Raw genomic sequence first — 25101 nt, forward strand, 5'->3', positions numbered from 1 at the left:
TCGGTCGAGGTCGCCGTGATGCCGACCGTCGCCCCGTTGGCGACGCCTTCCGAAACCGTGTTGGCCGCGCCATTGCCGTCGGTCGGCTGCGTCGGCGCAACGTCGGTCACATTGATGGTGAAGGTCTGCGAGCTGGTCAGGGTCCCGTCACTGGCAACCGCCTTGATTGTGTAACTGCCGCCACTGCTCTCGAAATCGATCGTGCCGGCGCCCGCGGCGCTCACGCTCACCACGCCGGTGGTCGAGTTGATTTGGAACCGCCCGCCGGCATCGTCGCTCAGCGAGTACGTCACCGTGCCGCCATGGACGTCGCTTGACGAGGCCGTCACCCCGACCAGCGTGCCTGCGGTCGCACCCTCTGCAACGGTGTTGGCCCCGGCGTTGCCGTCCGTCGGCGTCGAGGGTGCCACGTCGGTCACCGCAATGGTGAAGCTCTGGGTAGTTATCCCGCCGTGGCCATCGTTCGCCTGTACCGTAATCGTATGGCTGGTCGCCGTCTCGTAGTTGAGTAGCGAGGCGTTGGCCACCGTCACCACGCCGGTGGTGGCATTGATCCCAAACCGGCCGCCGGCATTGTCGGTTAGGCTGTAGGTGACCGTGTCGCCGTCAGCATCGGTTGCAATCGCCGTGATCCCGACCGTGGTGCCATTGGCAGCGCCTTCCGAAACACTGCCGCCGACGGCACCGTCGCTGTCAGTCGGCGTCGAGGGTGCGTGATTTGTTGTTCCTTGCTCGTTGAGAACTACAATCTGCTCAATACCGGTGATTTTAAGATCGAGCGTCTTGAAGGTGTAGACAGAGCTATCAGCCTGGCCAGTTTGCGCGCTGATGTGTGCGGGAAGCCAAACGTTTTTGACGTAAGCGATCTCTGCCGCAATGGCCGAGTCGCTGAACTGAGCTGCGCTCAGCCAAATCTGCATAGTGTCGACGTCGGGTGTGGATCCAGTCTTACCGAGCTGCGCCGCGCCGTTTCCGCCGTCATACGAATCATAACCCGAAAAAGTGGTCCCGCCCAGCAACGTTTGAGTAGGCACGATGCCATTGGTGGTCTGGTCTGTTCCAGAATACAGCGTCCCGCCTGTCACCGTCTGGGTGGAACTTGTGAATGTGCTGCCAAGGCGGTACTGATTTTCATAGGCCTTATAGATCAGCGTGTCCGTCCCTGATCCGCCGAGAACAGTATCGAAACCGCTACCGCCATTGAGGATGTCATCACCCGATCCGCCATTCAGGCGATCGTCTCCAGCGCCCCCCGACAGTATGTCTACACCGCTACCGCCGACCAGATTGTCGTTGCCGCTTGTACCAGTTGCCGTTGCCATACCCCGTCCCCTATCTCGCTAGTTGTTCTTGTCGATCGAGAAGTGCCGACATTGACCTGCCGCTTGCAGCGGCGTCGCTCAAAAATTGTGAACCTATGAGGGCAAGTTCGCCTTCGCCAACAAACGGCTTGATCCTGGGCGAGAGCGCCGGACCAAATGAGTTCGCATCCAGACCAATGGCATGTGTACCAATGCCAAACGCCCACGCTCGCGAGTCCGGCAAACACAGCTTGATGCCTGCTGAATCTGCGCAGGCAACAGCGGGCTTCTTCGGATCGGTCGAGGCGGAAAACTCATCATTTGGAGAGCAAGTGTGATTTCGGCCAGATCGCAACTCGACCCATCGAGAGATATAATGGTCAGAACGGTGGAAATGGGGACGGGCGCATTTTCGGCTAAGCGGTAGGTATAGTCTCCGCCCTGTGGCGTATCGGGAAGCAACGTCGACATTCCGTCGGCGTTTATGATTTGAGAAGCAGCCATTATAACCCCCTTACTCATACACAGATGCCCCCACATCCGTTTACCGACCGCACTGAAAAGACAAAGCACTCGCTATCAAAACTCGTAGACTTCGTCAGCCCACCAAACCGCCGCTATGTTACGCCTTGCGAACGGCTGACTCAGCAGTACCGTTTACGGATGGCGGCTCGATGTTGATGATGATGATGATGTTGCGACGAGATTGGTCGTCGCGCTGCGTCTCCCCATTGCGTCGGCAAACTCGTCGGCTGCCGATCATGTTTTTAAGAAAATGCTTATATTAGGCGATTATTAACTCTTCCGAGGGGGAGTCGTCAACATTCGACTAGCGTGACAGTTAACAGTCAAAATAAAACGTGCACGGAACCGGCTGCGGACCGCCTTCCAGAAACGCATGCCTCAGCGAGGGGAATGTGTAGCAGCAACGGCCGATCTCATGGACAATTGCGTTTCACTGTGTCGGTTGCTGTAACCTGAGAAGGTCCCAAGAGTCCGAATTTCCGCACCTTGGCCTTGTCTTTCGATCAGGAAGGGCAGGGATGGTCTGATTTCGATGCATCGTCTCCGGTAGGAGAGGTAATTAGGCGCGAGCAATATCCGGTTTCGATCATTCTCAGGCCGGCTCGAATTGTCCTGGAAGTCTTAATTGGCATCGAGAAGGTGATGAGGCTGCCCGTCAAGGATCTGCTCCAAGCAGTTATCCAAAACCTCACGAATCTTTTGGAAAACGCGGCGGCTGAAAAGGCGGGAGCAATCCAAAATGGCCGGCACACTGATCTCCTTCAAAATTGCCGATATTGCGCGCGGATCAAGAGCGCACGCTAAGGCAACATGGAGCCTGGCAGGGTAGAAATAGATCCGGCGACGGGCAAGATCGTGGTCATCGCCGCTACACATACGAGCGAACCGGAAAACCCCGTCGACCAGTATATAAAAAATCATGCGCGTTCGTCTTAAGGGGCTGAACAGCCGCGCCAAACAACTCGCCGACGGCAGCCTCGTCACCTACTAGTGGGCTTGGAAGGGCGGGCCACCTTGCCTGGCAAGCCTGGAGATCCCGAATTCATCGCAGCCTACAAAGCTGCCGCCGCGACCAAGGCCAAGCCGCGCCAGGGCGTGCTGCTGTCCGTGCTGAATGAATTTCAGGCCAGCTCGGATTTGGATGACCTGGCGCCGCGCACGCAAGCCGACTATGTCAAGCTGATCAAGGTTATCGGAAAGAAATTCGGTGACTTCCCGCTGTCGGGCATGAGCGACCGCCGCACGCGCGGCATCTTCATGGAGTGGCGCGACGAGCGCGCCAAGGCATCGCGCCAACAGGCAGACTATGGCTGGCAGGTGCTGGCGAGGATCCTGTCCTGGGGACACGGTCGCGGCCTTGTGTCAGCCAATCCTTGCGAGAAGGGCGGGCGCCTCTATCGCGGCACCAGGGTGGCTAACGTCTGGTCTGCCGCCTACGAGGCCGCATTCTATGCCAGCGCTCCCGCGCACCTGCATCTGCCGCTCACACTGGCCTTGTGGACCGGCCGGCGCCAGGGCGACCTGCTGCGGCTCACTTGACAGCAGTATGACGGCAAGGTGATCCGCCTGCAGCAATCCAAGACCGGAACTCGTGTGGTCATTCCCGTCGGAGGGCCGCTCAAGGCTGCGCTCGAGGCGTTGCGCGACAAGGTCGGGCAGATACTTTTGAACAGCGACGGCGTGCCATGGACCTCAGATGGCTTTCGATCATCGTGGCGCAAGGCCTGCGCCTCGGCCGGGGTGGTCGGAGTGACCCTAAATACATTCGCGGGACTGCTGTAACGCGCCTGGCGCTCGTCGAGGCCTGGGTGCCGGAAATCGCAACGATCACCGGCCACAGCCTTCCTCAACCGAGATCCGGCGCTCGGCGAAAGCGCCATCCGCAAGCTCGAAACGGGAACAAAAATTACCGACCGTGCGTCCGACTGACACGAAATGTTCTAATGATCAAACGGAAAAATCGCTTTCTGGGGAACCTGGATTCGAATCATAGCTGCAGGTCACGTCGCACCTTTACCGGATAGCCGTCGGCATCCTTGCGCTTGTCGAACTGCTTGGCGCGGCGATTGCAGCGGCATCGAAGTAGTCTGCCGGCCAGCGAACTTCACCGGAGGGCAGGGTGCGCTTGCGGACTTTAGCCATTCCTATTCCTCGCGGTACTTTGGATTAGGTTGCGTGGTGTGGGAGCGAGCTTGCCAGACCGGATAGCGTTCCGCCTCTTTCGCCAACTCTCTATCATTTCTTTCCGCGACGCTCCGATGGCCTCAAAACCTCTTGGCCGATGGGGACGTCTCCGGAGGCGTATTCATTCGCAAGCTTGATTGCTTCGCCCAACTTTGGATTGTTGGCGAATGGCGCAAGTTCAACCAAAAGATTGAACAGGTTATCCAGACCGGAACATTAGCGGCGACTAACGGTTAATGTCCGGCAGTGTCCGAGAGCGATGGCGGTACTGGCGCTCGATCTTGTCTATTTTTTCGGCCCGACCCTAGGCGACCTGCTGGGCAGCGTCATTTCGTTGCTGGCGTGTTTGGTGCTTTACAACGCTTTGGCTACGGACCGCCCGAACCGATAGGTCGGGTATAACCCGCGATCGCCAATTCCGAAGCCAAGGTCCAGGGCGACGCCAAGGAACAGCTTGCCGGCCATGTCGATGCGCGAAGGCGCATACAGGGCGCCATGCGTCTGTGCGGGCGCTCTGAGGCCGTTGCCGACGTCATCGAAGATCGTTTCCATCGGTCGAGTCTCCGAATCTGTGAATCCTCTGTTTGATCCGTCAAAGTCTAACGATCAGGGAAGCGCCATGAAAGCACGTGCAGTAACGGTTGATTCAACCATTGCTGGTATAAGTGTGGGGTGGGTGGCGGCTCCGACAGCTCGGGGGTGGAACTGAGTGCCGAAGCCGCCTGCGCAGCCAAGGTTGGGGTTTGACCGCGCCGTCCTATTCTGGGACAGCGCGGTCAACGATTCGTTAAAATTTTCCGGACCTAATTAAGTCGGTGCTAATTGCGCCCTTTGGCCTTTTTGGGTCAGCCGGGAACATCCCCGCTCCGAGGCTGTTCGGTCACACCCGGCTCGTTCTCAGCGGTCCCTGCCGGTGACCAAGATGGCCCCTCACTCATCATGGTCGGCCCGCGCTCGGAAGCAGGCGCGGGCCATCCCTGCACAAACCCGGCGTCTCCAGATGTCAGCGCCCTGGCGCGAGCCGGACTGCATAACGATTGCGGATGTGCCTGTTAAAATAGACGCCCTTGGCAAAGGCAACTTTGAACGCAGCAACGGCATCAGCAGGTACGTCCAAAACCTCGTAATGCTTCCCGCACCACTGCGGCCGTTCTAGAGCATGCCTCAGAACGTTCTCAAACGAGGTTAGCTGGAGTGGACTTCATAGCGTCACGGGAAACATACGGAACGATACGGGAAGATTTCTGATTTTGGCCCAAGAAAAAACTAACAAAATCAAGGATTTTTAGACACCCTCCGGGCCACCAGTCGCCTTCATGCACAAGGCTTTGCGTCGAGGGTAGACAACCTGGTTAGACAGTGGGTTAGACAAACCGCTTCAGAAGCTTCGCCATGCCATCCACGGCGAGCCGCTCCTGCTCCGTCCTTGCTGTAAAGCTCTACGTGGTCCAGGACGTCGTGGCCGAGAATGCCTGCCGATTGTTTCGAGGTCGCGCCCTCCTTGGCCAGGTACTTCCCCAGCGTCTTCCGAAGTCCATGCAGCTTGCAGCCGGGCCCCATGCCCGCCATCTTGGTTCAGTGCGCCATCATGCCGGTCAGCGACTTTCTCAGAGAAGGAATTGCCGTAGGCGTTCAAAATCACCGTGTCGGCCGAACCCCAATGCTTCGGTGAGCACATAGGTGATCGTTAGCGCACTTCAAATGCGATCCGCTGCTCACTAATTACTTGATCCCGTAAATTACATGATCACGTATCGACTTTTGCATTGAAATCCCGAATTCGGTGGCCTTACAAGACCGATGTTGCCATTGCTCGTAGGTCGGCTGTGATGGATAACGTGGTTCCATTCCGCAAGGCCGTGCCTTGCGTCGAAGTGACAGAAACCTGCGGCGAATGGTTCGTCCGCGTGGTTGAGAAAGATCAGGAAATTGCCAGGTCATTCAATCAGGAATCGTTCGCGTTGTCCTTTGCAGAAGGCCAGCGGATACGCCTAGGGCTAGCGAAGGTCGTGCGCCTGTAGGGCGCTGTGGGGCGGCATTGTAGGCATTCAAGCATGAGCGGAACCTAATTTGCAGCCGCAAATTAATGTCCAATGAATGAACTCCCAAACCGGAAAAAACTCGTGCCTGACCCTCAACCTCGGCGCGGCTCCAACAAAGGTGTGTTGCTAGCGGCTGCAGCGCTGCTGTTTGCCTTTCTCGCTCTTATTCTGTTTGGGTTTTTTCAGTAAGTGCGCGCGGCGCCGGCTTCCTAGAGAGGGCAGAGCACCTGCCGACGTGATCTTCGATCGCTCGCGTCCTTGCGGCGGGGCGACTATCCAAGCCGGCTCGGTTCGTCGCTCCTGACGGGTTCGGCGGTCCCACCACAGCAGGATGATCATTCGGCAATTTTTGGCAGCGCCGGTATTCAACTCACGCCCAAAGCGATTGAACTGAAGCTGGCCGTCGATGTCGTGACTGACGCAGCATGAGCCGAACAGGCGAGGCAAGCGCAAGCCTTGGGGCCCAACCTCAGACAGACGAAGCACGCTCGTGCAGTCTGGAGACAGCGCAACGAGTTATTCATTCGGGCGCCTTCGCATCACCAGCGGAACGAAAGAGTTAACTGGCGGTTTACTAGGGAAGGATTGCAGGACGAAAAACATTGAGGATTTCTGCCATGACAATGTTGTTCGAACCACTCGACTCTGAAGGTTACAAGCGCAGCGTGGTCTACCATGCGGCACGCTTGTCCATGCTCCACAATCGAATGCTGAAGCGTTTCGACAAGGTCGATAAAGCGGCTGAAAAGGTTGAAGCCGAGGTGGAGTTGTTTGATGAAGCTGTTCGCACTCTCTACGAATGAGCGGCATGTTGACCGCCGACGTTCCTGCTAGCGCGTATACGGGCGCGGGGTTCACCGTTGCGTCACCAGGCGATGTCGCGCCGCGTATTTGGGCTTGATAAGCACGATCTAATATATACGATTCACCCAGCCGGCCTGGCTCCCCCGCCATCGGGCCGGTCAGGCCCGACGGTTCAACGCACCACCCCAAACGACTGTCGGGCCGCTAGGACTCTCACTGCGCAGCCGGGTTCATGCTTTGCCTTTTTTTCTCGAAAAGCGCGAGCTTGGTCATATAACCAATTCTGATTTTTGCATGGCATTGGGTGCAGTTGAAGTTGGATATCACCTTCAACCACGATCCCTTTTTTATGATGACATGAGAACAGTTTGGACATTCCAGTTCCAGGTACTCGTCCCCCATATCGTTTGAAATCGGCACTACGACACTCCCCAACAGTTGCCCGTGAAACTTGCGCTTCGAGATCGGCCGGCACCTCCGTGCTCAAACCCCGAACGTGGGTCCTTGGCAGATGTTCCGCAATCCGACCTCTGGCGACCGGGATCGGACCTAAGTCCAAATCGCCGCCAACAGGCCGAGAAGTGGAACCCCGGCGGATGCTTTTTGAACGCTGAATTTCCGTCCTCGCCGGTCGTAGTCCGCCGTCCTCATGGCCAAAGCGCCAATGTTGCCCTTTGTGAGACTGACCTCGTCCGGCCTACCAGGTCGCCAGGGCGCAACTCCGGTAATAATGCGGCGGAGCGAATGTCAGCGCGAAGCTGTGCGCAGGGACGCCAACTCGCTGACAGCAGCAAGGATGACAGCATCGGTTGCCGGCTTCGGCAGGAATCTGCAGTCGCGGAAAGCCGCGGGAACGTCGGCGGGGCCAAATCCCGACAAGAAGGCAAAGGGGATGCCTCGCGCCTGCAATATCCTCGCCACCGGCAGACCCGTTTCACCGTTCAGCTGGATGTCTAGCAACGCCACGTCAATCTTGTCCGATTCGACAAGACGCAGAGCGGCGGATACCGACGGCACAGGTCCGACCACCTGATAACCGGCGCGACGCAGCCGCGCGGCAGTGTCCTGCGCGACTAGCCATTGATCCTCAACAATCAGAACACTCACGCTTTCGCTCACGGCCCCTCTCTGCGATTGACCGGAAATGAGATGTCGATCCGAGACCTTCGGACAGTTGTTTCGACATGTCCGCAAACCTATAGGTAACCTCTCCATGCAGCAAGGTGAGGCTGATGCTGGAGCGGAGGCGCTTCCACCGACCACTTGCTGAATTACCGGAGCCGAAGATTAGCGCGTCAATGGAGCTGCGGTCCGCGCCTCCGCTCCATCAGAGTTGGATAGGCGTTTACCCCTCTCCACGATCCACAAAATCTAAAAGCCGCCGTACCGCGCCATTGGCTCTTCAAAGCATGAGCAGCACCTCTCTCTCCATCTTTGGCGACCTGAGATTGCAATCGGTCAATGAGCGTCAGAAGTGCGATGCACCGAGTTTGTGCCTGCAGTTTTTCGAAGGAAAGGCTTGAGAATTCATGATTTCGGAGCAGGTTTGGCTGGCGCATGAGCGCCGCAGATCTATACTGGGGAGATCAAGCGATGGGGTCGGCCATGAGCAAAGAGTTCAGTGTAGCTGATGCCTATGGCGCCGGCCGCGCCATGTTCATGGGACTTGAACTGCTGGTTTCGCCCGGTGCGCTCGTCCCCAGACCTGAGACCGAGTTGCTCGGCAAGACCGCGCTTGGTGTGTTGCATCAGATGAACCTGCCGGCTCCGCGCATAGTTGATATGTGCTGCGGCACTGGGAATCTGGCGTGCGCGATCGCCTACCATGTGCCCAGCGCCCTTGTCTGGGCAAGCGATCTCACCGATGAATGCGTCGAAACGGCACGCCGCAACACCTCACATCACGGCATGGCTGAGCGTCTTTCGGTGCTTCAGGGCGACTTGTTCGACTCTCTCATCGGCCTTGGGTTAGACGGAACTATCGACGTAATCGTCTGCAATCCGCCTTACATTTCTGAAAAGCGGCTCGAGGGCGACCGCGCCCATCTGATCGAGCTTGAGCCGCGCGAGGCGTTTGCAGCCGGCCCTTACGGCCTGAGCATTCATATGCGCGTACTGAAAGACGCACCGCGATACCTGCGGCGTGGCGGCATCCTGCTCTTCGAGGTCGGGCTTGGCCAAGACCGACAGGTAGCGGGTCTGCTGGAACGCAGCAAGGCATTCGAGAACATCCGTTCGGTCTCGAACGAAGCGGGCGAGGGCCGGGTGGTTCTGGGGCAAGTCAAGACGCAGGCATGAATCCTGCGACAATCAGACCAAATACGGGGCTGCTCTGGGCGTTACGCTTACCCATCAGTTCATTTTGCGGATGATGTATTGCTCGATCCCCTGGATGGAATCGAGGTTTTCAGGCAGAAGTTCGCTATCCTCGACGGTAATGCCAAAGGTCTCCTCGATGAAGCCGATAATCTCAAGCACACCCGTCGAGTCGACAATGCCTTGATCGAGCAAGGATGCGTCATCCAGCAATGCCTTGACGTCGCTGACGTAGAAATTCGAAACCAAGAAACTACGAATCTGCTCGCTGTAGATTCCGGTGCGTTCCTTGATGGTCAACATGAATTCGTCCTCCGTGGCGTCACCATTAAATCAGCGACTTGGTTCTGGCCCCGTATCATGACAGCGCCGTTTTCTTGAGTTTTCCCGTGTCCGTCATCGGCAGGTTCGCCACAACGACGATGGATTTCGGGACCATGAAGTTTTCCAGACGCTTCTGGCACTCCTTCTGCAGTTCCCTTTCGCCAATGGCTCTTCCATGCTCCATCACCACAAAAGCTTTCACCGCTTGCCCGAGGAGCTCGTCGGGAACACCTATGACAGCCGCTTCTCGGACTCCTGGAATGTCCATCAGTACATTTTCCACTTCCCTTGGCGCAACCTTCTCGCCTCGCGACTTTATGATCTCATCCCCACGGCCAACGAAGTAGAGGTAACCCTCCGTATCCATCCGGCAGTAGTCGCCGGTGTATAGGACCTGCTCGCCGGGCAGCGGGCCGGGTTTGAGTTTCCTGGCCGTTGCCTCGGGCTTGCCCCAATACCCGTTCATCACCGTTGCGCCGCGAATGACGAGTTGGCCGACAACGCCTGGGCCTATCCGCCTGTCATGCTCGTCAACGATCCACATCTCCGTATTCGGGATTGCGATCCCTACGCTCAATGGCTTTCGCTCGAGGTCCTCTGGCGGCAAATAGGTGCAACGTTTGCATTCGGTGAGACCGTACATCGAATAGATGCGTGCACCCGAAAACAGCTCGCGAAGCATGAAAATATGCTTGAGGGGTAGGGCTGCCGCAGTGTTTGTGACGTAGCGGATGCTCGAGAAATCCTGGTCTTTGAGGGACCTGAGTTCGGAGAGTGCGGCAAAGATTGTGGGCACGCCGGGAAAGCCCGTAACTCCCTCCTGCCTGATCAACCCGAGGATCTGTGCCGGGAAAGCGAACGAGCGTTCGAGCACCAGCCGGGCGCCGGTACGAAAAGCCATGATCATCTGGTACAGTCCATAATCGAAGGCGAGGGGTAGGACATTGAGGATCACCTCGTCCTCGGCAATCGCCAGGTAGGAAGCGACAGACGCGCACGCGGCCATCATGTTTCTGTGCGTCAGCATCACGCCCTTGGGTTCGCCCGTCGACCCGGACGTGTAGATGATGGCTGCCAGATCAACATCGATGCACTGCCGTGCCGGCGGCGTATCCGCGCCATTGGCGAGGGCGGCGTCCCAGCGCACGGCAAACGGCAGCTGGGCGAGTTCGACGTCGTCGATCGGTCCCGATACGATCACCCGCAGAAGTGACGGGCAGCCGCGCGCCGGCTCGCGGAAGATCGCTTGCAGATGGCCGTCCGTGATGAGCGCCGTCGGCCGGCAGTCGTTGAGCAGATAATCGAGCTTGTCGCTCTTGGTGAGCGGGTTGACGATGCACACCACCGCATTCGCCTTTAGCACCGCCCAGAAGCTAACCACCGTCTCGACGGTGTTGTCGGCGAAGATCATCACGCGATCACCGCGAACGACTCCGGATGCGGACAGGTCCCAGGCGATCGCGTTGGCTCGCGTTTCGAGTTCGAGGTAGGTGACACGCTGCCTGTTGCACACCAGCGCCACCTTACTTCCGTGTCGGACGGCGGAATGGGCGAGGTAGTCATGCAGCAATGGTACGGCATCATGCAACATACAGGCGCTCTTCCCGATGTTCGCAGTCGACGTCGACGCTGAGCGTGCATTCGAGCGTTGCACTGGGACAACCCGCGACGAACTGCTGATGAAGAAGTTGGGTCGACAACACGCCGACCAGCGCCATGTTGTCGGCATTGGACAGGTCGCCATCGCCAGTTCTGGCCTGGCATTTGGCAAGCAGGTGCGTGACCCCCTTTGGATCGAAGACATTCGCCTCGCGCAGGGCCTTCTGCGAAACCGCCTCGCGAGCGTAATCCGGAGCGTCTGCGCCGACGAAGCAAAGCGCGTTGGGCGCGCGGAAGGGCTGCTTCTTGCGGGCTACGATCTCGGAGGGCAGGATGGGTGCCGCCATGCGCTTCAGCACGTGCTTTTCGTCGAGGCCGCGGAGTTTGAAGGAGGGCGGCAGCGAATTCGCGAGCCTCACAAGTTCATCGTCCAGGAACGGGAAGCGCCCCTCGACGGAGTGAGCCATCAGCATCCTGTCGCCTTGCGAGGAGAGCAGATAGCCCGACATCAGTGTTTGCACCTCGAGATACTGGTCCTGCGCAAGGGGACTCCAACGGGCAAACTGCGCGGGCAGACGGGCGAGCAACTCGGACACGGCGTCGCGGCCCTGCGTTCGAGCCCGCATATCGGCCGTAAACAAGCGCTTGATGGCCCTGGTGGTTTGCCAGCGGGTTTCATGAGCAAAGCCCGGCGCGTCGTAAGCCTGAATATTTCGCCCGAAGAACTGACGCGCCATCGCCTGCTGTTGCACCGGCGAGCGGGTGAGATAGGGGTAAAGGCGTTCCAGGAGCCGAGAGCGTCGTGTCGAAGTCGGGTGGCGCCCCCAGAAGCGGCGGACCTTGCCTTCGCGGAACAGGTCGTAGCCGGCGAACATTTCGTCAGCGCCTTCGCCGGTCAGCACGACCTTGATTCCACGCTCGCGCACTAGGCGCGAGAGCAGGAAGAGTGGCGCCGGGGCAGTCCTCAGTATCGGGCGTTCGGTGTGTCGGATTACCTCCGGAAAGATTCCGGCTATATCTCTGCGCGAAACGACCACTTCATGGTGCTCACTGCCGGTCGCCTCGGCAACCATTCGCTGGAAGCGGGTCTCGTCATATTCGGCGTCGGCAAAACGCAAGGAGAAGGTTTGGAAGCGATCGCCCGCGAAGCGCCTCGCGAGCGAGGCCACAAGCGAACTGTCCAGCCCTCCGGAGAGGTAGCACCCGACAGGCACGTCGGCGCGCACCATTCTGAGCGCCGTCGCGGCCTCAAGAGCGCTAGACACGCGGTCCACCGCGTCGTTGGAGGACCCGGGGAACTCGCCCTGCCGCGATCCGAAATTGTCGGGATAGGAAGGCTGCCAAAAAATCCGCTCACGAACGGTGCCATCCTGATAGATGCGGACACGACCCGGCTCGAGTTCGTTGATTCCGTGGAAAACTCCTTGCGGCGGAACGACCGTCCAGAGCGTGAACGTCTGATCGATGCCGGCTGGATCAAGGGCGCGAGGTATGGTTCGATCGGCCGCGAAAATGGCTTTCACTTCGCTGGCGAAATAAAGCCGGTGCGCATGCTCGCTGAAATACAGCGGGCAAATGCCGAAGCGGTCGCGCGACAATATAAGACGATTGGCCACTGAATCCCAGATCGCAATTGCCCATTGGCCGTTCATCCGCTCGAAGGCCGTTTCTCCCCACTCACGATAGGCGTGTAGCGCGACCTCCGTGTCGCTGCGGGTTCGGAAGCGGTGGCCGAGCGCCGTGAGTTTTTCACGCAATTCGACGTAGTTGAATATCTCGCCGTTGAACACGATCCACGTCGTATCGCCTGTGTCCGCCATCGGTTGCTGGCCACTGGAAAGATCGACGATGGACAGGCGCACATGCGCCAGCCCCGCGCGTCTGTCCCGGTAGAGACCGCGCCCGTCGGGGCCGCGATGCGCCAGCGCGCCCATCATCTGCATCAGCGCCTGCCGCGAAGGAGAAGCCGCTGTGGCATTCAGCGCCACGATTCCAGCGATGCCGCACATGCTCGGTCAATCTCCGCCTTCCGCGGACAGCAAAGGCCGCGCGTGAAGATAGTGGGCCGCCCTTCGTTTCGCTTCGATGTCCTTGAACACTTTCTGAAGCTGGGGCTCGGTGAGGCCAGCAACCGCCGCGAGCTCATTGCTGGCGACCCCGTGGTTCAGGCCGTAGAGGCATAGATCCATCAGGTGATAGGGCAGCGCGAAATAGAATTCTTCCTGGCTTTGGGTCATGGAAAAGGTGTCGGTGGTCGGTGGCCGCTGCCGGATTTCATCATCCACCTCGAGATATTCCGCGAGTTGATAAACCTGGGTTTTGTAAAGGTGAACGATCGGCATCACGTCGGCGGCTCCGTCGCCCTGCTTGACGAAAAAGCCCTGGTCGTACTCGAGGCGATTTGGAGTGCCGACAACCGCGTATTTGAGGCGGTCGGCGTGATAGTATTCCGTCATCTTGCGCAGGCGCTGCTTGTAGTTTGTCGCAGCAACGATCTGCAGATAGGCAGCTGGCGGCAGACGCACGGTATCTACTTTACCCTGCGGATCCTGGACCGTGAGGCGGGTTATATTGAGCCCGCTGCTCTCCAGAACCGACGCGATCACCAGCTTGCATTTCCACCCTTCCCCATAGTCGGGAACGACGGTCTGGATCGCATCGATCTGCCGGCGGTAGGCCCCAATGGCCTCCAGTGCCGGTGCTATGTCCTCAAGGACGCTTTCAATGCCAAGCTGTGCCGCGACGCGGCGGCCAAGTCTCAGGGAGTCGCCGGAAGAATCCCGCTCCGGCATGAACAGTCCCAGGACCTTGTCTTTCCCGAACGCGCGCATGCACAAGGTCGCGACGACGGAGCTGTCGATACCGCCGGAAAGACCGACAACCACGCCGCGACGATGCAGGGTGCCGAGAACCTGAGTGCGCAAGGTGTCAACGATGCGATCGACCTCCGCGCGGGCATCGAGCGTCAGCATGTCCTTGCTGAATTCCGGAATTATGTCGATGACAAGTCCTCCCTTTTGCGAGATTCGGCGGGGGAATAGGTCTGCACGATGGCCGTCTCGATAAGCGGACGGTTGGTGGCAAGGTTTGGTTCGACGACAAGGTCGATGTGGCTGCCCGTGATCGAAATGACGTCCAGGTGTGCCAAGACGCTGTCCCAGCCCAAGGCCCGCGGCATTCCCTCCCTGCGACATCGGAACAAGGTACCGGAGAGGGGCAGAGCCGGTTTCGGTGCCTCAAGCCATTGGAAGAATGACTTCGCCCTTAAAACCTCCTGCAGTTCCAGTTTGGTCCTGAAGATCGTCGGGTTGAACTCTCCATTGGCAAATCTGTCCAGAATCCTGGCCAGACGCGCTTCGCCGCCCACGGCGACGGTGATCTTCGCAAGGGCTCTGCAAGCCATCCGATGCGCGGATATGCGGTTGGTGCGAATACGATAGAACGTACGGGTAAGTGTCTCCCAATGGTTGCTCGGCTCGTCCAGAAGGCTCGTGTCGAGGATGCCCAGGAACCGCACCGTTCGCCCGGCCTTCATGAGCCGTGCGGCAACCTCGAATGCAACCGCGCCACCCAGAGAATGGCCGAGAAGTCGCACGGGGCCCGCAGGTTGGATGCGGCTTATCTGCTCGAGTGCGGCGCCAGCCATGGCGCTGAGGGTGTTGTGTCCGTCCAGTATCGCCGCAAGGCTCGGATATCGGATCGGGTTTACACGGGCGACTTTCCCTATGGCGGCTGCGAACGCAGCCAGGCTCGGACCATAGCCAACGGACCCTGGAAACAGGAAAAGAACCGGGGGGTGGTGCTTCTTTTCGCGCCCTTCGCCCGACCGTGCAGAGACGACCGCCTCAACCATCTCGTCCAAGCTCATGCCGACGGTGAATGCTTCGAGGCCCAGCTCTTGCCCGATGGCGTTTTCGATCGCCATCACGCAGTGCAGCAGCTGCAGCGAATCTCCTCCAGCATCATCCCAGTTTCCCGTGGCAGTGCCTGTGTTGAGAACCTGCGTCCACGCGTGCTGCACTATTTGACGTGTGTCCTTTGCTCCTCCGGCGGGCGGAGCATCGAGAGTGGACGACCGGGCGACTCGCGCCCTCCTTCCGTGCGAACGATCTATCTCGGCCAGTGTTGCCAAATCGACCTTACCTCCCGACAGGCGTGGGATTGCGTCAACGGGGTGCAATCGCAAGGGACGCAATGGTGCCGGCAAGGTCATTCTGAGGAGCTGGCGAAGGTCGTCTGCAAAAGCGCCGCCTGCGAAGCGCTGGGGAACCGCGAAGGCGATGAGTTCCTGCGCGGCCGTTACCATCACCACGGCATCCGCCACCGAAGGCGCGCAACGCAAGACCCGTTCGAGTTCGGCGGGCTCGATGCGTCGACCATTGATCTTGATCTGGCGCCCTTTGCGGCCGACGATCCTCAAGATGCCATCATCGTCGAGCCGAACGAGGTCCCCGGTCGAAAAAAGCCGAGCCTCGGGATCGTCGGGGTCCGGCTGCGCGGGAACGACCACACCGTTCTCCCAATGACCAAGCAGGACATAGCGGCTTTTGATCAGAAGCTCTCCACTTTCGCCTGGCCCTACATTGCGCTCCGCTTCGTCGACGATAGCGAATGTCATACCAGGGAGCAGCCTGCCGACGGGAACCGACGCGTCTTGCTCGGGCCAGTCAGGCGGCAAGAACCATTGCGAACCGATGGTTTCAGTCGATGAGTAGCCGATCTGGATCAGACACTGGTCCGAAACGGCTTTGCGCAGCAAAGCGATGTCCATCCATGACACTTTCTCCCCACCGATCCGGGCCACTCTGAGCGGCCAGGAAGCGTCGGCGGGCGCCTCAGCCAGGAGGGCTCGAAGCAGTGCCGGCACAAGATAGGCGATCGTCACACCTTCGGACTGCAATCGAGCGCGCGTAGCGCGCAGGCCGACAGCCTCCACTTCGAGAAGATGCAACGTGGCGCCCGTCAGCAGCGCCGCAAAGATCTCCCGGCAACCGGCGATCGTGGCTGGCCCGGTCAGCGGCAGGAAAACGTCATCCGCGCTGATATGGCACGCATCGACATATTGCCGGACCCGCCATAGCAGGCTGCGTTGGCTGTTGACGATTCCCTTGGGGCGCCCGGTGCTGCCCGAAGTGTAAAGCACCAATGCGGGCGCATCGACCGAAACCATAGGGGGCTTATGCTGCTGTTCTGGGTGTTGATCGTTGGACGCCACGGCGGCCGCAATTTCGATCCAGACGATCTCTTGGGCCAATTCGACCGGGCGAACATTTTCGGCGCCTATAATCGCGCCGAGCCCCGCGGCACTGACTATATCGAAAATGCGAGAGGCGGGATCTCTTGTGTTGAGCGGGACCGAAGGCCGTCCCGCCGCCATGGTCGCCAACATCGCCACAGGATACCAAGCGGAGTTTGCTTGCAGGATGCCGATGGCCTGCCCTTCGGGGACGACGGCAGCGATATGAGTTGCCAGCGTCTCGACCGCCCGGAAAAGCTCAGAAAAAGTCAGGCGGTTCGCGCCGTCGCTGATTGCGAGCTTGTCAGGATACCGCCTGGCGACATCTCCAAGGTGGTCGAAGATTGGAGTGTCCGCAAATTTGGCACCCATCTGTCGGTAACGGCGCCAGACTGGCCCCCCTTGGTCAAGATCATATTCGGGAACGACTGACCACTTTCGGGTGGGTCGCAGATCCACCTGTAGGTTTTGATTTGCCACTTCCGAATGCAAACACACTGAGGACATTCAGGGCCCCGCCAAGCTGACGGTCGAACATCGCTCGCCGCGGAGATCTTTTCATCAATCATTCGGATGATGCCTCGATCTTGCCTAGCCAGCGCTTCCCGAGCGTCCTTCAGAAGTTTTGCCATCTGTGTCCAGCACCGGTCGTTTTTCCTTGCAAGCTCCGTCGAGCGCAAGACGGCTTGCCCAGGCGAACGGAGCGATCGGCATCTCCGCTAGAATCCGGGCTCGGTGCCCAGATTCACTGACTGGAACAATCATTCAAATGAACGTTGGTGTGATCTGAAATCCGGCTAAGCTTGATCCGTAGGGGAATGACTGCTCGTTCGGAGACGCTTGAGCATATGATCATCGAGTTGTTTGGGCCGCCTGGCGCGGGTAAAACCACGCTGCTTCGCGGCCTCTGCCAAGGGCTGGCGAGACACGGCATCAATGTGAAGACAGTAAATGGGTATCGCCTGATTGAACCTGGATCGGCTCAGGATGACGCTCCGGAAATCCGCCATGGCATAGGAAGAATTGGCAAAAAGATTGCCACATCCGGTCCTATCTTGCTGTCGACCTTGCCAAAGGACAGTGTCGCGGCCCGGCTTCTGGCATCGATCCCTCTTCGAAGCCGCGTGTGGTCATGGCGAATGAAGGTCGACATCGCCCAACTGTGCCAGTCCTGGCGCCAAGCGCGGGAGTCGCCCGGTTGCTTCATCTTCGAAGAGGGCATGATTCAGGCTTTGTGTGCGCTGGGTGTGCTGGCTAGAACTCCAAGCCTCGACGCGGTCCGCGAGTGCCTGGCGTTCCTGCCGCGGCCGGATCTCGTTGTGCAACTCGACGCGCCCCAGGAAACGTTACGCCGCCGTCTTGTGGATAGGCATGCGCAGCAACCGCTCCTCGAGGTTATGCTGTTCGAACTTGGCGTGGACAAAGGATTAAGGCAGGCCGAAATCTCAAGAGAGGTCGGCGAGTGCCTGCGCCAGGACCGATGGCCGTTGATACAAGTCAATGGTGCTGAACCTCACGACGTGGACGGGGTCGTCGCGCGCGTTCTGGGAGAGCATGTTGGTCATGCTGCCTAGGCTGGCCCATGACCTATGATCCATGACACATTTATGCATTTGGCGCCAAGCCGGGCAGCATCTGCCGCCAAGCGCGCAATCATGTCGAATCGTGCTGATCGAGCACTTCGAGCATGGTCGTCAACATGCTTCCGACTTCCTCAGAGATTTCCTCGGGGCGGATTCCCGCTCTGATGGCATCCGCCGTTGCTTGGTCCGCAAGTTTCGCCGCAAGAGCCGGATCGGCCTTGGTGTAGAGTGGGATCTTATCCTCTACCCATTTCTGCAGGAATTCGATGCCGCGCGCGCTCATACCAAGTACAAGCTCGGCGGGGCTTCTTGGTTCCGTCAGCCATATTCAAGAACGTCAGACCATCTTGCTCAGGCTGACGTCCCACGGTCACGTCACGATGAACGAGGACGCCGTCAGAGCCAGATGTGGCGATAGAGTGGCAAATTGGATCTGATGTGCGCCGCCCGAGCCGTCGCTGTCAAAGGAAAGCGCGCCGGTCGTGCTGTTATAGACGATGTGATCGCCGCTGTCGTGCGCGGCCCTGCCGGCGTAAAACGCCGAAGAGGGAAGGGCGCCTGTATGCAGGCCGGCAAACACGGTGTGGTCGAGTTGGATCTTGTCGTGGCCCACTTTGAAATCGGTGACCTTGTCGATATTGCCGACCTTGAGAGCCGAATCGAAGACAAAGACGTCGTTGCCGCCATGTCCGGTCAGAACGTCTCTCCCGCCACCGCCGTTGATAGTGTTGCTCCCGGAATTGCCATCGATGGTTTGGGCGAATTCGTTTCCCGTGAGCTTGATGGCGGCAGTTCCCAATTTGCTGGTGGTCGCAAGATGCTCGACCTGCGAGCCGGCCGACAGCGCGTAGCTCACCGATGCCAGCACGCTGTCGTTGCCGCTGTGCCGCAGTTCCACCACCTTGTCGCCGGCGTTGTTGACATAGTAGGTGTCGTTGTAGCCGCGGCCCATCATCGTGTCCGCGCCAGCGGTGCCGCGAAGCACATCCGCGCTACCCGTGCCGTAGAAAATGTGATCGCCGGTGCTGGTCGGAGGGACACTTGTGGGCGGAGGCGCTGTGCTGGTAGGCGGCGGCGTCGGTTCGCTGGCCGAAGGACCGCTTGCGGTGCTCTGGTTGTGTTGAAGGAACAGAGCCTGCAGCGTCGGCGAGCTCTCAAGCGCCGTGTCGCCCTGTTGAGAACCCCAAGCATAGGCATAGTCGAAGGCCGGCGAAGGCGCTACCTTGGCCCAGTGGTCCAACATGGTCTTTTCCTGAGCAACGCTGGGCAGGACATAGCGACCGCCCGTGTCGGTCGTCCAGTCGCCGCCGCCGAAGGTCTGATACACGGGAACGACCTGACTGAGCGGGATGCCCGAGGCGACGGCCGCCGCCACAGTCCTGTCGATCATGTTGTAATCAATCGTGCTTGTTCCGGTCCGTACCGGGTAGGGATCCAAGCCGTAATAGTCGATATGCGTGTTGGCAGGATTGAAGGTGTTTGAAAAGTCGGGGTTAGCGGAAGACCCCATGTTCATCATTGTTATGAAGGTCTTGGCGCCGGGCAGGTGGCTGTGGATCCAGTCTGACTCCGCCTTCAGATCAGCGGCGGTGGCATAAGTTCCCCATTTGCCGGTCGGGTCCGGCTCATCGACGAGGAAGAAGCCAAACACTTTCGGATTGCCGATGAAGGGCGTGACCTTCTGGATAAAGGAGGAGGTTGCACCATCTGCTTCATTGAGCCACACCAGGCCTTTCTGGCCGGCCGGCAAGGCGTTGAGCTGGTCCAAGGAAGATACATCAACAAGATTGAATCCGGCTTTCGCGACCTCGGAGGCCGACCCGCCCGAGGCGTAATGGAGTGTTGTCATTGACATACCCTTCGTCCGATTCGGTAGGCGCCCCACACCTGCCTAGGGAAAGGATCCATTAGCGACAAATCAAATACCGGCGTCCCTTGATAGAATCTTTGATCATCGTCCGGAAAACACAACAGCCTCGATGCTACGCTTGCGTCAGAGGTTTGTAGATGATCCAAGTATGTCGGGCGCTCAAGCCTGCAACGAAAGCATTGCAGCGAAGTCTGCCGGAGCGCCTGCGCATTTGCAGTGGCGGCAATCGGCCAATGCGCGCTTCGGTTGCGCGAGCCACCGCCCAAATGCGCGCTTCCGCAGGATTTATTCGAGCTCAGACCGCAAAAGGAACCGCGTCCTGGCGAAGCCTCCCATTGCAGCCGCTCGATGCTCCTCAACGCGGTCGCCTAGCCGCGGGAAGATGCGGCTGGTGGGTCCGACCATATCCAGAGACCGGGTGAAAGCCTGTTTCCAGACGAAGCGATCGGGAGAACTGGCGGTGCGAGTCATCACACCGCCTGGTCGCGATGTTGATCCGGCGAGAGAAGGCGGGCGGAAGTTGCTTTGAACGCGGCGCGCGGACCTTTCGAACACAGCCCTTTTTTATATCCGGCCCGCCGTGTCGTACGCGAAGATGTCGTCCTTGCACCGTCAGACCGGATGATCCAACGCACTGACCGAGGCGACAGCGATTGTGGCTGCATTGCCGCATCGTTGATCAGCTTGCTTCATGCAAACAGACGAGGACAGCACGAAAGCCTCCTCCTAGCGTGGGACTGGCTGTTGTGTGTTCAGGGGCGATGAAACCGGCCATGGAAACCGCGGATAGGATCAGCTGTTTTAAGCGATTGGTATCGCATCCAGGAGCGACAGGATGAGTCCGCATCTGGTTTGCGTTGGCGGCGAGGATCATAGACTAAGAATCCCGTTTCTTTTGGCGCTTCGCGAAAGGGGTTTTCAAGTCACTGCCGTTTCGAGTGATCTCGGAGCCGCCTTTTCACCCCATGGCATTGCCCATCGCCGATTCGGGTTCGACCGCTTTGGCAGCGGCGGTGCAGAATGGGGTGCTGTCAGCGCGATCCGTGAACTGATGTCCGAACTGCGTCCGGACATCATTCAAAGTTTCGACACCAAGCCCAATCTCCTAACTCCACTGGCGGTGCGCGGGCACGTTCCCGTCGTTCGCACCATCAACGGGCTTGGTTGGACATTCTCGTCGCGGGAGCCGCGGGCCCTGGCATTGCGTCCTTTCTTTTGCGGCCTTCAGGGGGTGGCGTCTCGTTGGACAGCCATGACCGTCTTCCAGAATAGTGATGATCAGGCCTTCTTCGAGCGCTACCGGCTGGTGGCTCGCGGCAAAGGGCGACTGATCCGGAGTTCTGGCATCGACCCCGATGCATTCTCGATGGCAAGGTATCGTGGTCCTTCGGCTGCCACGATGCGCGAGGAACTTGGCCTACAATCGGCCCAGGTCATAATATTTGTCGGTCGGCTCACGCGGCAGAAGGGGATTCCAACCCTCATCGAGGCGGTTCCTCGCGTTATCCGCGAGAGGCCCAACGCGCGTTTCGTACTTGTCGGCCCGCAAGACTCCGAAGGTCCGTTTGCCGTCAGCAGAGCCGATATCGAGCGCCATGTTCCCCACGTTGTCGCATTGGGGCCAAGGCGCGACATTCCAGCCCTCCTGGGGATGGCGGATCTGTTTGCGTTTCCGACGCAATATCGCGAGGGAATTCCGCGTGTCCTGCTGGAGGCGGGATTGTCCGGATTACCGATCGTCGCCTCCAACATGCCGGGCTGCAACGATGTGGTTGAGGATGGCTGGAACGGCTATCTCGTGGCGCCGCGCGATGCGGATGGCTTGGCCTCCCGGATAGTCGATATTCTTTCCGACCCCGCCCGTGGCAAGACCATGGGGAGCCGTTCCGTCGGATTCGTGCGGGAGCGGTTCTCGTTGTCGTGGGTCATCGACCAGTATTGCGACCTGTACAAGACAATCCTGGGTGGCAGATATCGCAGCAGGCTTGTTCAAGCTGCGCAGGCGAATCCGAGGGAAGAGGCGGTGCCGAGCCCCCATCGACTGGGCGAGGCGCGGCAATGATGCGTGATGCGCTTCTGGCCTTCGGCGTCGCGATGTCCTACGCGGCGCAACTCAGCATCCCAGGGCTGCCCTTCGGCTACAGCGAACTGTGCCTCACGCTCTGGATAATGCTGTCGATGACGCGAATCCTTGCTGGCGGCCAACTGGAGGTTACGCCGGCACTGGCCAAGCTTGGGCTTTTCTGGCTGATCCTGGCGCTTGCCATGGGCGTGGGTTACATCATCGGTTTTCTGACAACCACGTTGTTCCTGGATCCGTTGTTGCACGACACGCTGGCCTATGTGCTGTTGGCGTGCGTCACCTGTCTGGCCGCTGCGGAGCCCAACGCGTCTTTCCGTTTGCGTCGTATCGCCTGGTGGATGGTTGCTGTCGCGAATGCGGGCTTCATCATTCAGGTAGGGCTTGGTTTCGGCTGGCTCCATCAGGCTGGGGTCGAACCCTGGTACTGGGACCGCTTCTGCGGGTGGTCCGACAATCCGAACCAGCTTGCGCTCTACTGCGCCCTACTCGGTCCACTGGCCTTGCATCTTGCCACAACCACCAGCAATAAATGGGGAAGATGCCTTGCCCTATGCAGCCTCATATTCACCGTTTACGTCGGAAGGCTGACAAAAAGCGATACCTACCTTTATACCACGGTCCTGGCTTGTCTGATCCTTCTCGGGCTGCGGGTCCGGGCCTGGCTGGCGAGCGACGGCAATAAGGCGAGCCTTTCAAGGCAGCTTGCCGTCCTGATGGCCGTTGGCTTCCTGCCGCTGGCCCTGTCTATAGCGCCCTATGCCCTCAGCGAGGCCTCCAGCGCCGAAGACTTCGCCAAGAGCCTGACCAAAGACAAGGGCGGGGAAGCGACTGCCCAAACCGCGGCGCTTCGCCTCTACCTCTGGAATGCAGCCTTGGAGAAGGGGGCACGATCGGGATCGCTTGGACTGGGTCCGGGCCCGCATCTAGATAGTCCGCCCGTGGTCAATCAACAGTTTTTGCCGCGGCCCTTCGAGGCGCACAGCACCATCCTGGATCTCTACACTCAGGGCGGCCTGATTTCGGTTCTAGCCCTGATGTGGATCTTCGGCTCGGCTGCGTTGTCCGCCTGGCGGGCGAAGCTGGACGCTCTCGTGGCGCTCGTGGCATCGATCGCCGTTTTCAGTGCTCCGCATTTGGTCATCCGCCATCCGATCGTGTGGTTCTGTCTGACCCTCTGCCTTGCCGCCGGGACGCCGGAAGCGATCCCCGCGATTGTTCGCCAGAGGAGATGCTAGAATGTGTGGGATCGCCGGAATTTTGTTGGCGCCCGATGCAGCCAACGCAAGTGCGCTCAGGGCCATCGAACCGATGGCGACGACGCTTCGTCATCGCGGACCTGACGGTGAGGCCTTCTGGGTGAGCCGTGAAGGGGGGGTAGCCTTCGGCCACCGGCGACTGGCCATCGTCGACCTGTCCGAAGCGGGTCGCCAGCCAATGCTCTCCGCGAGCGGTCGGTATGTCATCACGTTCAATGGCGAGATATACAATTTTCGCGATCTGCGCCGTGAACTGGAAGGGGCGGGCCATCATTTCCGCGGCGCCAGCGACACGGAGGTCATGCTGTGCGCGATCGAAAGCTGGGGCCTTGATGCAGCCCTCGCGCGCTTCGCTGGCATGTTTGCTTTCGGGCTGTGGGACCTGGAGAACCGAACGCTTCAGCTTGCCCGCGACCGAATGGGCAAGAAGCCACTCTATGTCGCCTTGACACGTGACGCGCTTGTCTTCGCCTCGGAGCTGAAGGCGATCACTTGCTTCCCAGGCTTCATCCCGGAACTCGATGTCGATGCGGCGACGACGATGGTTTCCAACGGCTGGGTGCCGGATGACCGTTGCATTTGGCAGGGCGTGTTCAAGTTGCCGCCTGGTTCAGTCCTGTCGGTCACTGCGGCGCAATTCGCCGACGCCCGAGGCACCGGTTCGCTTGCGCATCGCATTCACCCTTGGTGGTCGCTGGCCGATGTCGCCGGCAAGGGACAGCGCGATCCGATAGCCGCCAGCGACGAGGACCTCGCGACCGAGCTCGACAGCCTGCTCCGACTGGCCGTCAAGGAACGAATGGTTGCAGATGTGCCGCTGGGCGCCTTTCTGTCGGGCGGGATCGACAGCTCGACTGTCGTCGCCCTGATGCAGGCACAGTCCCGAAACCCCGTTCGGACGTTCACCATAGCGTTCGGGGAAGGTGGGTTTGATGAAGCTCCCCATGCGGCCGCGGTTGCTCGGCATCTGGGCACCGATCATACGGAACTTCATCTCTCGCCGGCTGCCGCGCTTGAGGTCATTCCGGAGCTGCCCCGGATTTGGGACGAGCCGTTTGCCGATGAATCGCAGATACCGACGCTGCTGGTGTCGCGCCTCGCGCGGCAACACGTAACCGTGGCGCTTTCAGGCGATGGCGGCGACGAGTGCTTCGCAGGCTATTCTCGACACTTCCTGGCAACCCGCCTCACAAAGCAGCATGAGCTGCCATTGTCATTTCGCCGGCTGTTGGCATCGGGGGCTGGGTTGCTGGCCCAAGCCTCTCAGAAAGATATCTTCGGCAATCTGCCGCTTTCGGCGAATATGCGGCATGGCTTGCGCGGTGACCGCCTGGCTCGCCTTGCCCGCCTGCTCGCGGCGCGAGATGAGGACGAACTCTTTCTGCAACTGACAAAATCTTCAGCCAACGACCTTGTTCATCGCAAGCCGTCGACAGCACCTACCGACACCACAAAGCTCGACGGCCTGCTCTCGCGTCTCCTATTCGCCGACATGACAGGCTATCTACCGGGCGACATTTTGGTGAAGCTCGATCGAGCCACCATGGCCAACAGCCTCGAGGGGCGATGCCCGATCCTGGACCATCGCGTCGTTGAATTCGCCTGGCGCTTGCCAGCCCGTGCCAAAGTCCGAAACGGGAAGGGCAAATGGTTGCTTCGCCGACTGCTTGATCGTTATGTACCACGCCGACTGGTCGACCGGCCCAAGCAAGGTTTCGACGTTCCGGTCGGGACTTGGTTGAAAGGGCCCTTGCGCGGCTGGGCAACCGATATCATTGCCACGATCGGCCGCTCCGGGGACGGGGTCATCGACCGTGAGAAGGTCGACGCATGCTGGCGCAATCATCTGCATGGAAGCCAAGATAATTTCCGCGACCTGTGGCCGGTGCTCATGTTTCAGGCGTGGCGCAACGAAGCCATGCGGCCATCGACGGTCGCCACGCACCCTTCTTACCATATCGAACTGACAGGGGATTGA

At 59.4% G+C, this 25101-nt stretch carries 21 protein-coding genes; 9 read left to right on the top strand and 12 right to left on the bottom strand.

Annotation, left to right across the window (positions count from 1 at the left end; all coding sequences use genetic code 11):
- Both NKJ58_RS28570 and NKJ58_RS28575 read right to left on the bottom strand, forming a co-directional pair.
- On the bottom strand, nt 1–1322 hold a 1322-nt coding region (locus NKJ58_RS28570; RefSeq protein WP_352854457.1), incomplete at its 3' end, for a cadherin domain-containing protein.
- A gap of 1125 nt (nt 1323–2447) precedes the next feature.
- A complete protein-coding gene (locus NKJ58_RS28575) occupies nt 2448–2747 on the bottom strand; it encodes a hypothetical protein (RefSeq protein WP_352539204.1) in 300 nt (99 codons plus the stop codon).
- Between the two features lie 93 nt (nt 2748–2840).
- Between NKJ58_RS28575 and NKJ58_RS28580 the strand changes: the two genes are divergently transcribed.
- Nucleotides 2841–3365: a hypothetical protein gene (locus NKJ58_RS28580; protein WP_023750889.1), complete on the top strand. Its 525-nt coding sequence runs from the start codon at nt 2841–2843 to the stop codon at nt 3363–3365.
- Nucleotides 3366–3383: 18 nt separating this feature from the next.
- The gene (locus NKJ58_RS28585) at nt 3384–3608 is read left to right on the top strand and encodes a site-specific integrase (protein ID WP_023707394.1); all 225 of its coding nucleotides are present in this window, start codon (nt 3384–3386) and stop codon (nt 3606–3608) included.
- 756 nt (nt 3609–4364) lie between these two features.
- On the opposite strand, the gene NKJ58_RS28590 is transcribed toward NKJ58_RS28585, so the two are convergent.
- Both NKJ58_RS28590 and NKJ58_RS28595 read right to left on the bottom strand, forming a co-directional pair.
- A complete protein-coding gene (locus tag NKJ58_RS28590; RefSeq protein ID WP_352519623.1) occupies nt 4365–4562 on the bottom strand; it encodes a hypothetical protein in 198 nt (65 codons plus the stop codon).
- Nucleotides 4563–5013: 451 nt separating this feature from the next.
- Nucleotides 5014–5178, bottom strand: coding sequence for a KTSC domain-containing protein (locus tag NKJ58_RS28595; protein ID WP_352519639.1), 165 nt, complete (start codon nt 5176–5178; stop codon nt 5014–5016).
- A gap of 661 nt (nt 5179–5839) precedes the next feature.
- On the opposite strand from NKJ58_RS28595, the gene NKJ58_RS28600 reads away from it, so the two are divergent.
- Both NKJ58_RS28600 and NKJ58_RS28605 read left to right on the top strand, forming a co-directional pair.
- Nucleotides 5840–6031 (top strand): hypothetical protein, encoded by a 192-nt coding sequence (locus NKJ58_RS28600; protein WP_023670878.1) that lies wholly within the window; start codon nt 5840–5842, stop codon nt 6029–6031.
- A 638-nt stretch (nt 6032–6669) separates the two neighbouring features.
- Nucleotides 6670–6855 (top strand): hypothetical protein, encoded by a 186-nt coding sequence (locus NKJ58_RS28605; RefSeq protein ID WP_023681021.1) that lies wholly within the window; start codon nt 6670–6672, stop codon nt 6853–6855.
- A gap of 748 nt (nt 6856–7603) precedes the next feature.
- On the opposite strand, the gene NKJ58_RS28610 is transcribed toward NKJ58_RS28605, so the two are convergent.
- Nucleotides 7604–7975 carry a response regulator gene (locus NKJ58_RS28610; protein ID WP_023670881.1) on the bottom strand — a complete coding sequence of 124 codons (372 nt, stop codon included), beginning with the start codon at nt 7973–7975 and terminating at the stop codon, nt 7604–7606.
- A gap of 486 nt (nt 7976–8461) precedes the next feature.
- Here NKJ58_RS28610 and NKJ58_RS28615 point away from each other — a divergent pair, with 486 nt between their 5' ends.
- Nucleotides 8462–9154, top strand: coding sequence for a N5-glutamine methyltransferase family protein (locus NKJ58_RS28615; RefSeq protein WP_023689767.1), 693 nt, complete (start codon nt 8462–8464; stop codon nt 9152–9154).
- A 54-nt stretch (nt 9155–9208) separates the two neighbouring features.
- On the opposite strand, the gene NKJ58_RS28620 is transcribed toward NKJ58_RS28615, so the two are convergent.
- The 5 genes from NKJ58_RS28620 to NKJ58_RS28640 are packed head-to-tail and all read right to left on the bottom strand — an operon-like array spanning nt 9209 to nt 16838.
- Nucleotides 9209–9475: an acyl carrier protein gene (locus NKJ58_RS28620; RefSeq protein ID WP_023670883.1), complete on the bottom strand. Its 267-nt coding sequence runs from the start codon at nt 9473–9475 to the stop codon at nt 9209–9211.
- A gap of 55 nt (nt 9476–9530) precedes the next feature.
- Nucleotides 9531–11087: a class I adenylate-forming enzyme family protein gene (locus tag NKJ58_RS28625; RefSeq protein WP_023830100.1), complete on the bottom strand. Its 1557-nt coding sequence runs from the start codon at nt 11085–11087 to the stop codon at nt 9531–9533.
- On the bottom strand, nt 11077–13104 hold the full coding sequence (gene asnB, locus NKJ58_RS28630) for an asparagine synthase (glutamine-hydrolyzing) (protein WP_023815049.1): 2028 nt from the start codon (nt 13102–13104) through the stop codon (nt 11077–11079). Before asnB (NKJ58_RS28630) ends, NKJ58_RS28625 begins: the two co-directional genes overlap by 11 nt.
- A gap of 6 nt (nt 13105–13110) precedes the next feature.
- Entirely contained in the window at nt 13111–14091 is a 981-nt protein-coding gene (nadE, locus tag NKJ58_RS28635) for an NAD(+) synthase (RefSeq protein ID WP_280790677.1), read from the bottom strand.
- A complete protein-coding gene (locus NKJ58_RS28640) occupies nt 14088–16838 on the bottom strand; it encodes a non-ribosomal peptide synthetase (protein ID WP_023815051.1) in 2751 nt (916 codons plus the stop codon). Before NKJ58_RS28640 ends, nadE begins: the two co-directional genes overlap by 4 nt.
- A 341-nt stretch (nt 16839–17179) precedes the next feature.
- Between NKJ58_RS28640 and NKJ58_RS28645 the strand changes: the two genes are divergently transcribed.
- Nucleotides 17180–17905 carry an AAA family ATPase gene (locus tag NKJ58_RS28645; protein ID WP_023670888.1) on the top strand — a complete coding sequence of 242 codons (726 nt, stop codon included), beginning with the start codon at nt 17180–17182 and terminating at the stop codon, nt 17903–17905.
- Nucleotides 17906–17984: 79 nt separating this feature from the next.
- On the opposite strand, the gene NKJ58_RS28650 is transcribed toward NKJ58_RS28645, so the two are convergent.
- Entirely contained in the window at nt 17985–18197 is a 213-nt protein-coding gene (locus NKJ58_RS28650) for a DUF768 domain-containing protein (protein ID WP_023670889.1), read from the bottom strand.
- An 87-nt stretch (nt 18198–18284) separates the two neighbouring features.
- A complete protein-coding gene (locus NKJ58_RS28655; protein ID WP_023681029.1) occupies nt 18285–19763 on the bottom strand; it encodes a M10 family metallopeptidase C-terminal domain-containing protein in 1479 nt (492 codons plus the stop codon).
- A gap of 856 nt (nt 19764–20619) precedes the next feature.
- Here NKJ58_RS28655 and NKJ58_RS28660 point away from each other — a divergent pair.
- From NKJ58_RS28660 to asnB (NKJ58_RS28670), 3 genes are read left to right on the top strand one after another with little or no spacing between them, the layout of a single operon-like run.
- The gene (locus tag NKJ58_RS28660; RefSeq protein ID WP_023727383.1) at nt 20620–21846 is read left to right on the top strand and encodes a glycosyltransferase family 4 protein; all 1227 of its coding nucleotides are present in this window, start codon (nt 20620–20622) and stop codon (nt 21844–21846) included.
- Entirely contained in the window at nt 21843–23102 is a 1260-nt protein-coding gene (locus NKJ58_RS28665) for an O-antigen ligase family protein (protein WP_023691498.1), read from the top strand. The genes NKJ58_RS28660 and NKJ58_RS28665 overlap by 4 nt, the downstream gene beginning before the upstream one ends.
- A 1-nt stretch (nt 23103) precedes the next feature.
- Entirely contained in the window at nt 23104–25101 is a 1998-nt protein-coding gene (gene asnB, locus NKJ58_RS28670) for an asparagine synthase (glutamine-hydrolyzing) (protein ID WP_352854461.1), read from the top strand.

It is taken from the genome of Mesorhizobium sp. M0139 (assembly GCF_040322455.1).
Classification (GTDB): Bacteria; Pseudomonadota; Alphaproteobacteria; order Rhizobiales; family Rhizobiaceae; genus Mesorhizobium.

What these genes read in the sequence shown, in the direction of transcription:
- NKJ58_RS28615 (WP_023689767.1), top strand. Translation starts at nt 8,462, where the DNA reads ATGAGCAAAGAGTTCAGTGTAGCTGATGCCTATGGCGCCGGCCGCGCC.
- asnB (WP_352854461.1), top strand. Translation starts at nt 23,104, where the DNA reads ATGTGTGGGATCGCCGGAATTTTGTTGGCGCCCGATGCAGCCAACGCA.
- NKJ58_RS28605 (WP_023681021.1), top strand. Translation starts at nt 6,670, where the DNA reads ATGACAATGTTGTTCGAACCACTCGACTCTGAAGGTTACAAGCGCAGC.
- NKJ58_RS28665 (WP_023691498.1), top strand. Translation starts at nt 21,843, where the DNA reads ATGATGCGTGATGCGCTTCTGGCCTTCGGCGTCGCGATGTCCTACGCG.
- NKJ58_RS28625 (WP_023830100.1), bottom strand. Translation starts at nt 11,087, where the DNA reads ATGTTGCATGATGCCGTACCATTGCTGCATGACTACCTCGCCCATTCC.
- NKJ58_RS28640 (WP_023815051.1), bottom strand. Translation starts at nt 16,838, where the DNA reads ATGTCCTCAGTGTGTTTGCATTCGGAAGTGGCAAATCAAAACCTACAG.
- NKJ58_RS28660 (WP_023727383.1), top strand. Translation starts at nt 20,620, where the DNA reads ATGAGTCCGCATCTGGTTTGCGTTGGCGGCGAGGATCATAGACTAAGA.
- NKJ58_RS28600 (WP_023670878.1), top strand. Translation starts at nt 5,840, where the DNA reads ATGGATAACGTGGTTCCATTCCGCAAGGCCGTGCCTTGCGTCGAAGTG.
- NKJ58_RS28655 (WP_023681029.1), bottom strand. Translation starts at nt 19,763, where the DNA reads ATGACAACACTCCATTACGCCTCGGGCGGGTCGGCCTCCGAGGTCGCG.
- NKJ58_RS28620 (WP_023670883.1), bottom strand. Translation starts at nt 9,475, where the DNA reads ATGTTGACCATCAAGGAACGCACCGGAATCTACAGCGAGCAGATTCGT.
- NKJ58_RS28645 (WP_023670888.1), top strand. Translation starts at nt 17,180, where the DNA reads ATGATCATCGAGTTGTTTGGGCCGCCTGGCGCGGGTAAAACCACGCTG.
- asnB (WP_023815049.1), bottom strand. Translation starts at nt 13,104, where the DNA reads ATGTGCGGCATCGCTGGAATCGTGGCGCTGAATGCCACAGCGGCTTCT.
- NKJ58_RS28575 (WP_352539204.1), bottom strand. Translation starts at nt 2,747, where the DNA reads ATGATTTTTTATATACTGGTCGACGGGGTTTTCCGGTTCGCTCGTATG.
- NKJ58_RS28590 (WP_352519623.1), bottom strand. Translation starts at nt 4,562, where the DNA reads ATGGAAACGATCTTCGATGACGTCGGCAACGGCCTCAGAGCGCCCGCA.
- NKJ58_RS28650 (WP_023670889.1), bottom strand. Translation starts at nt 18,197, where the DNA reads ATGAGCGCGCGCGGCATCGAATTCCTGCAGAAATGGGTAGAGGATAAG.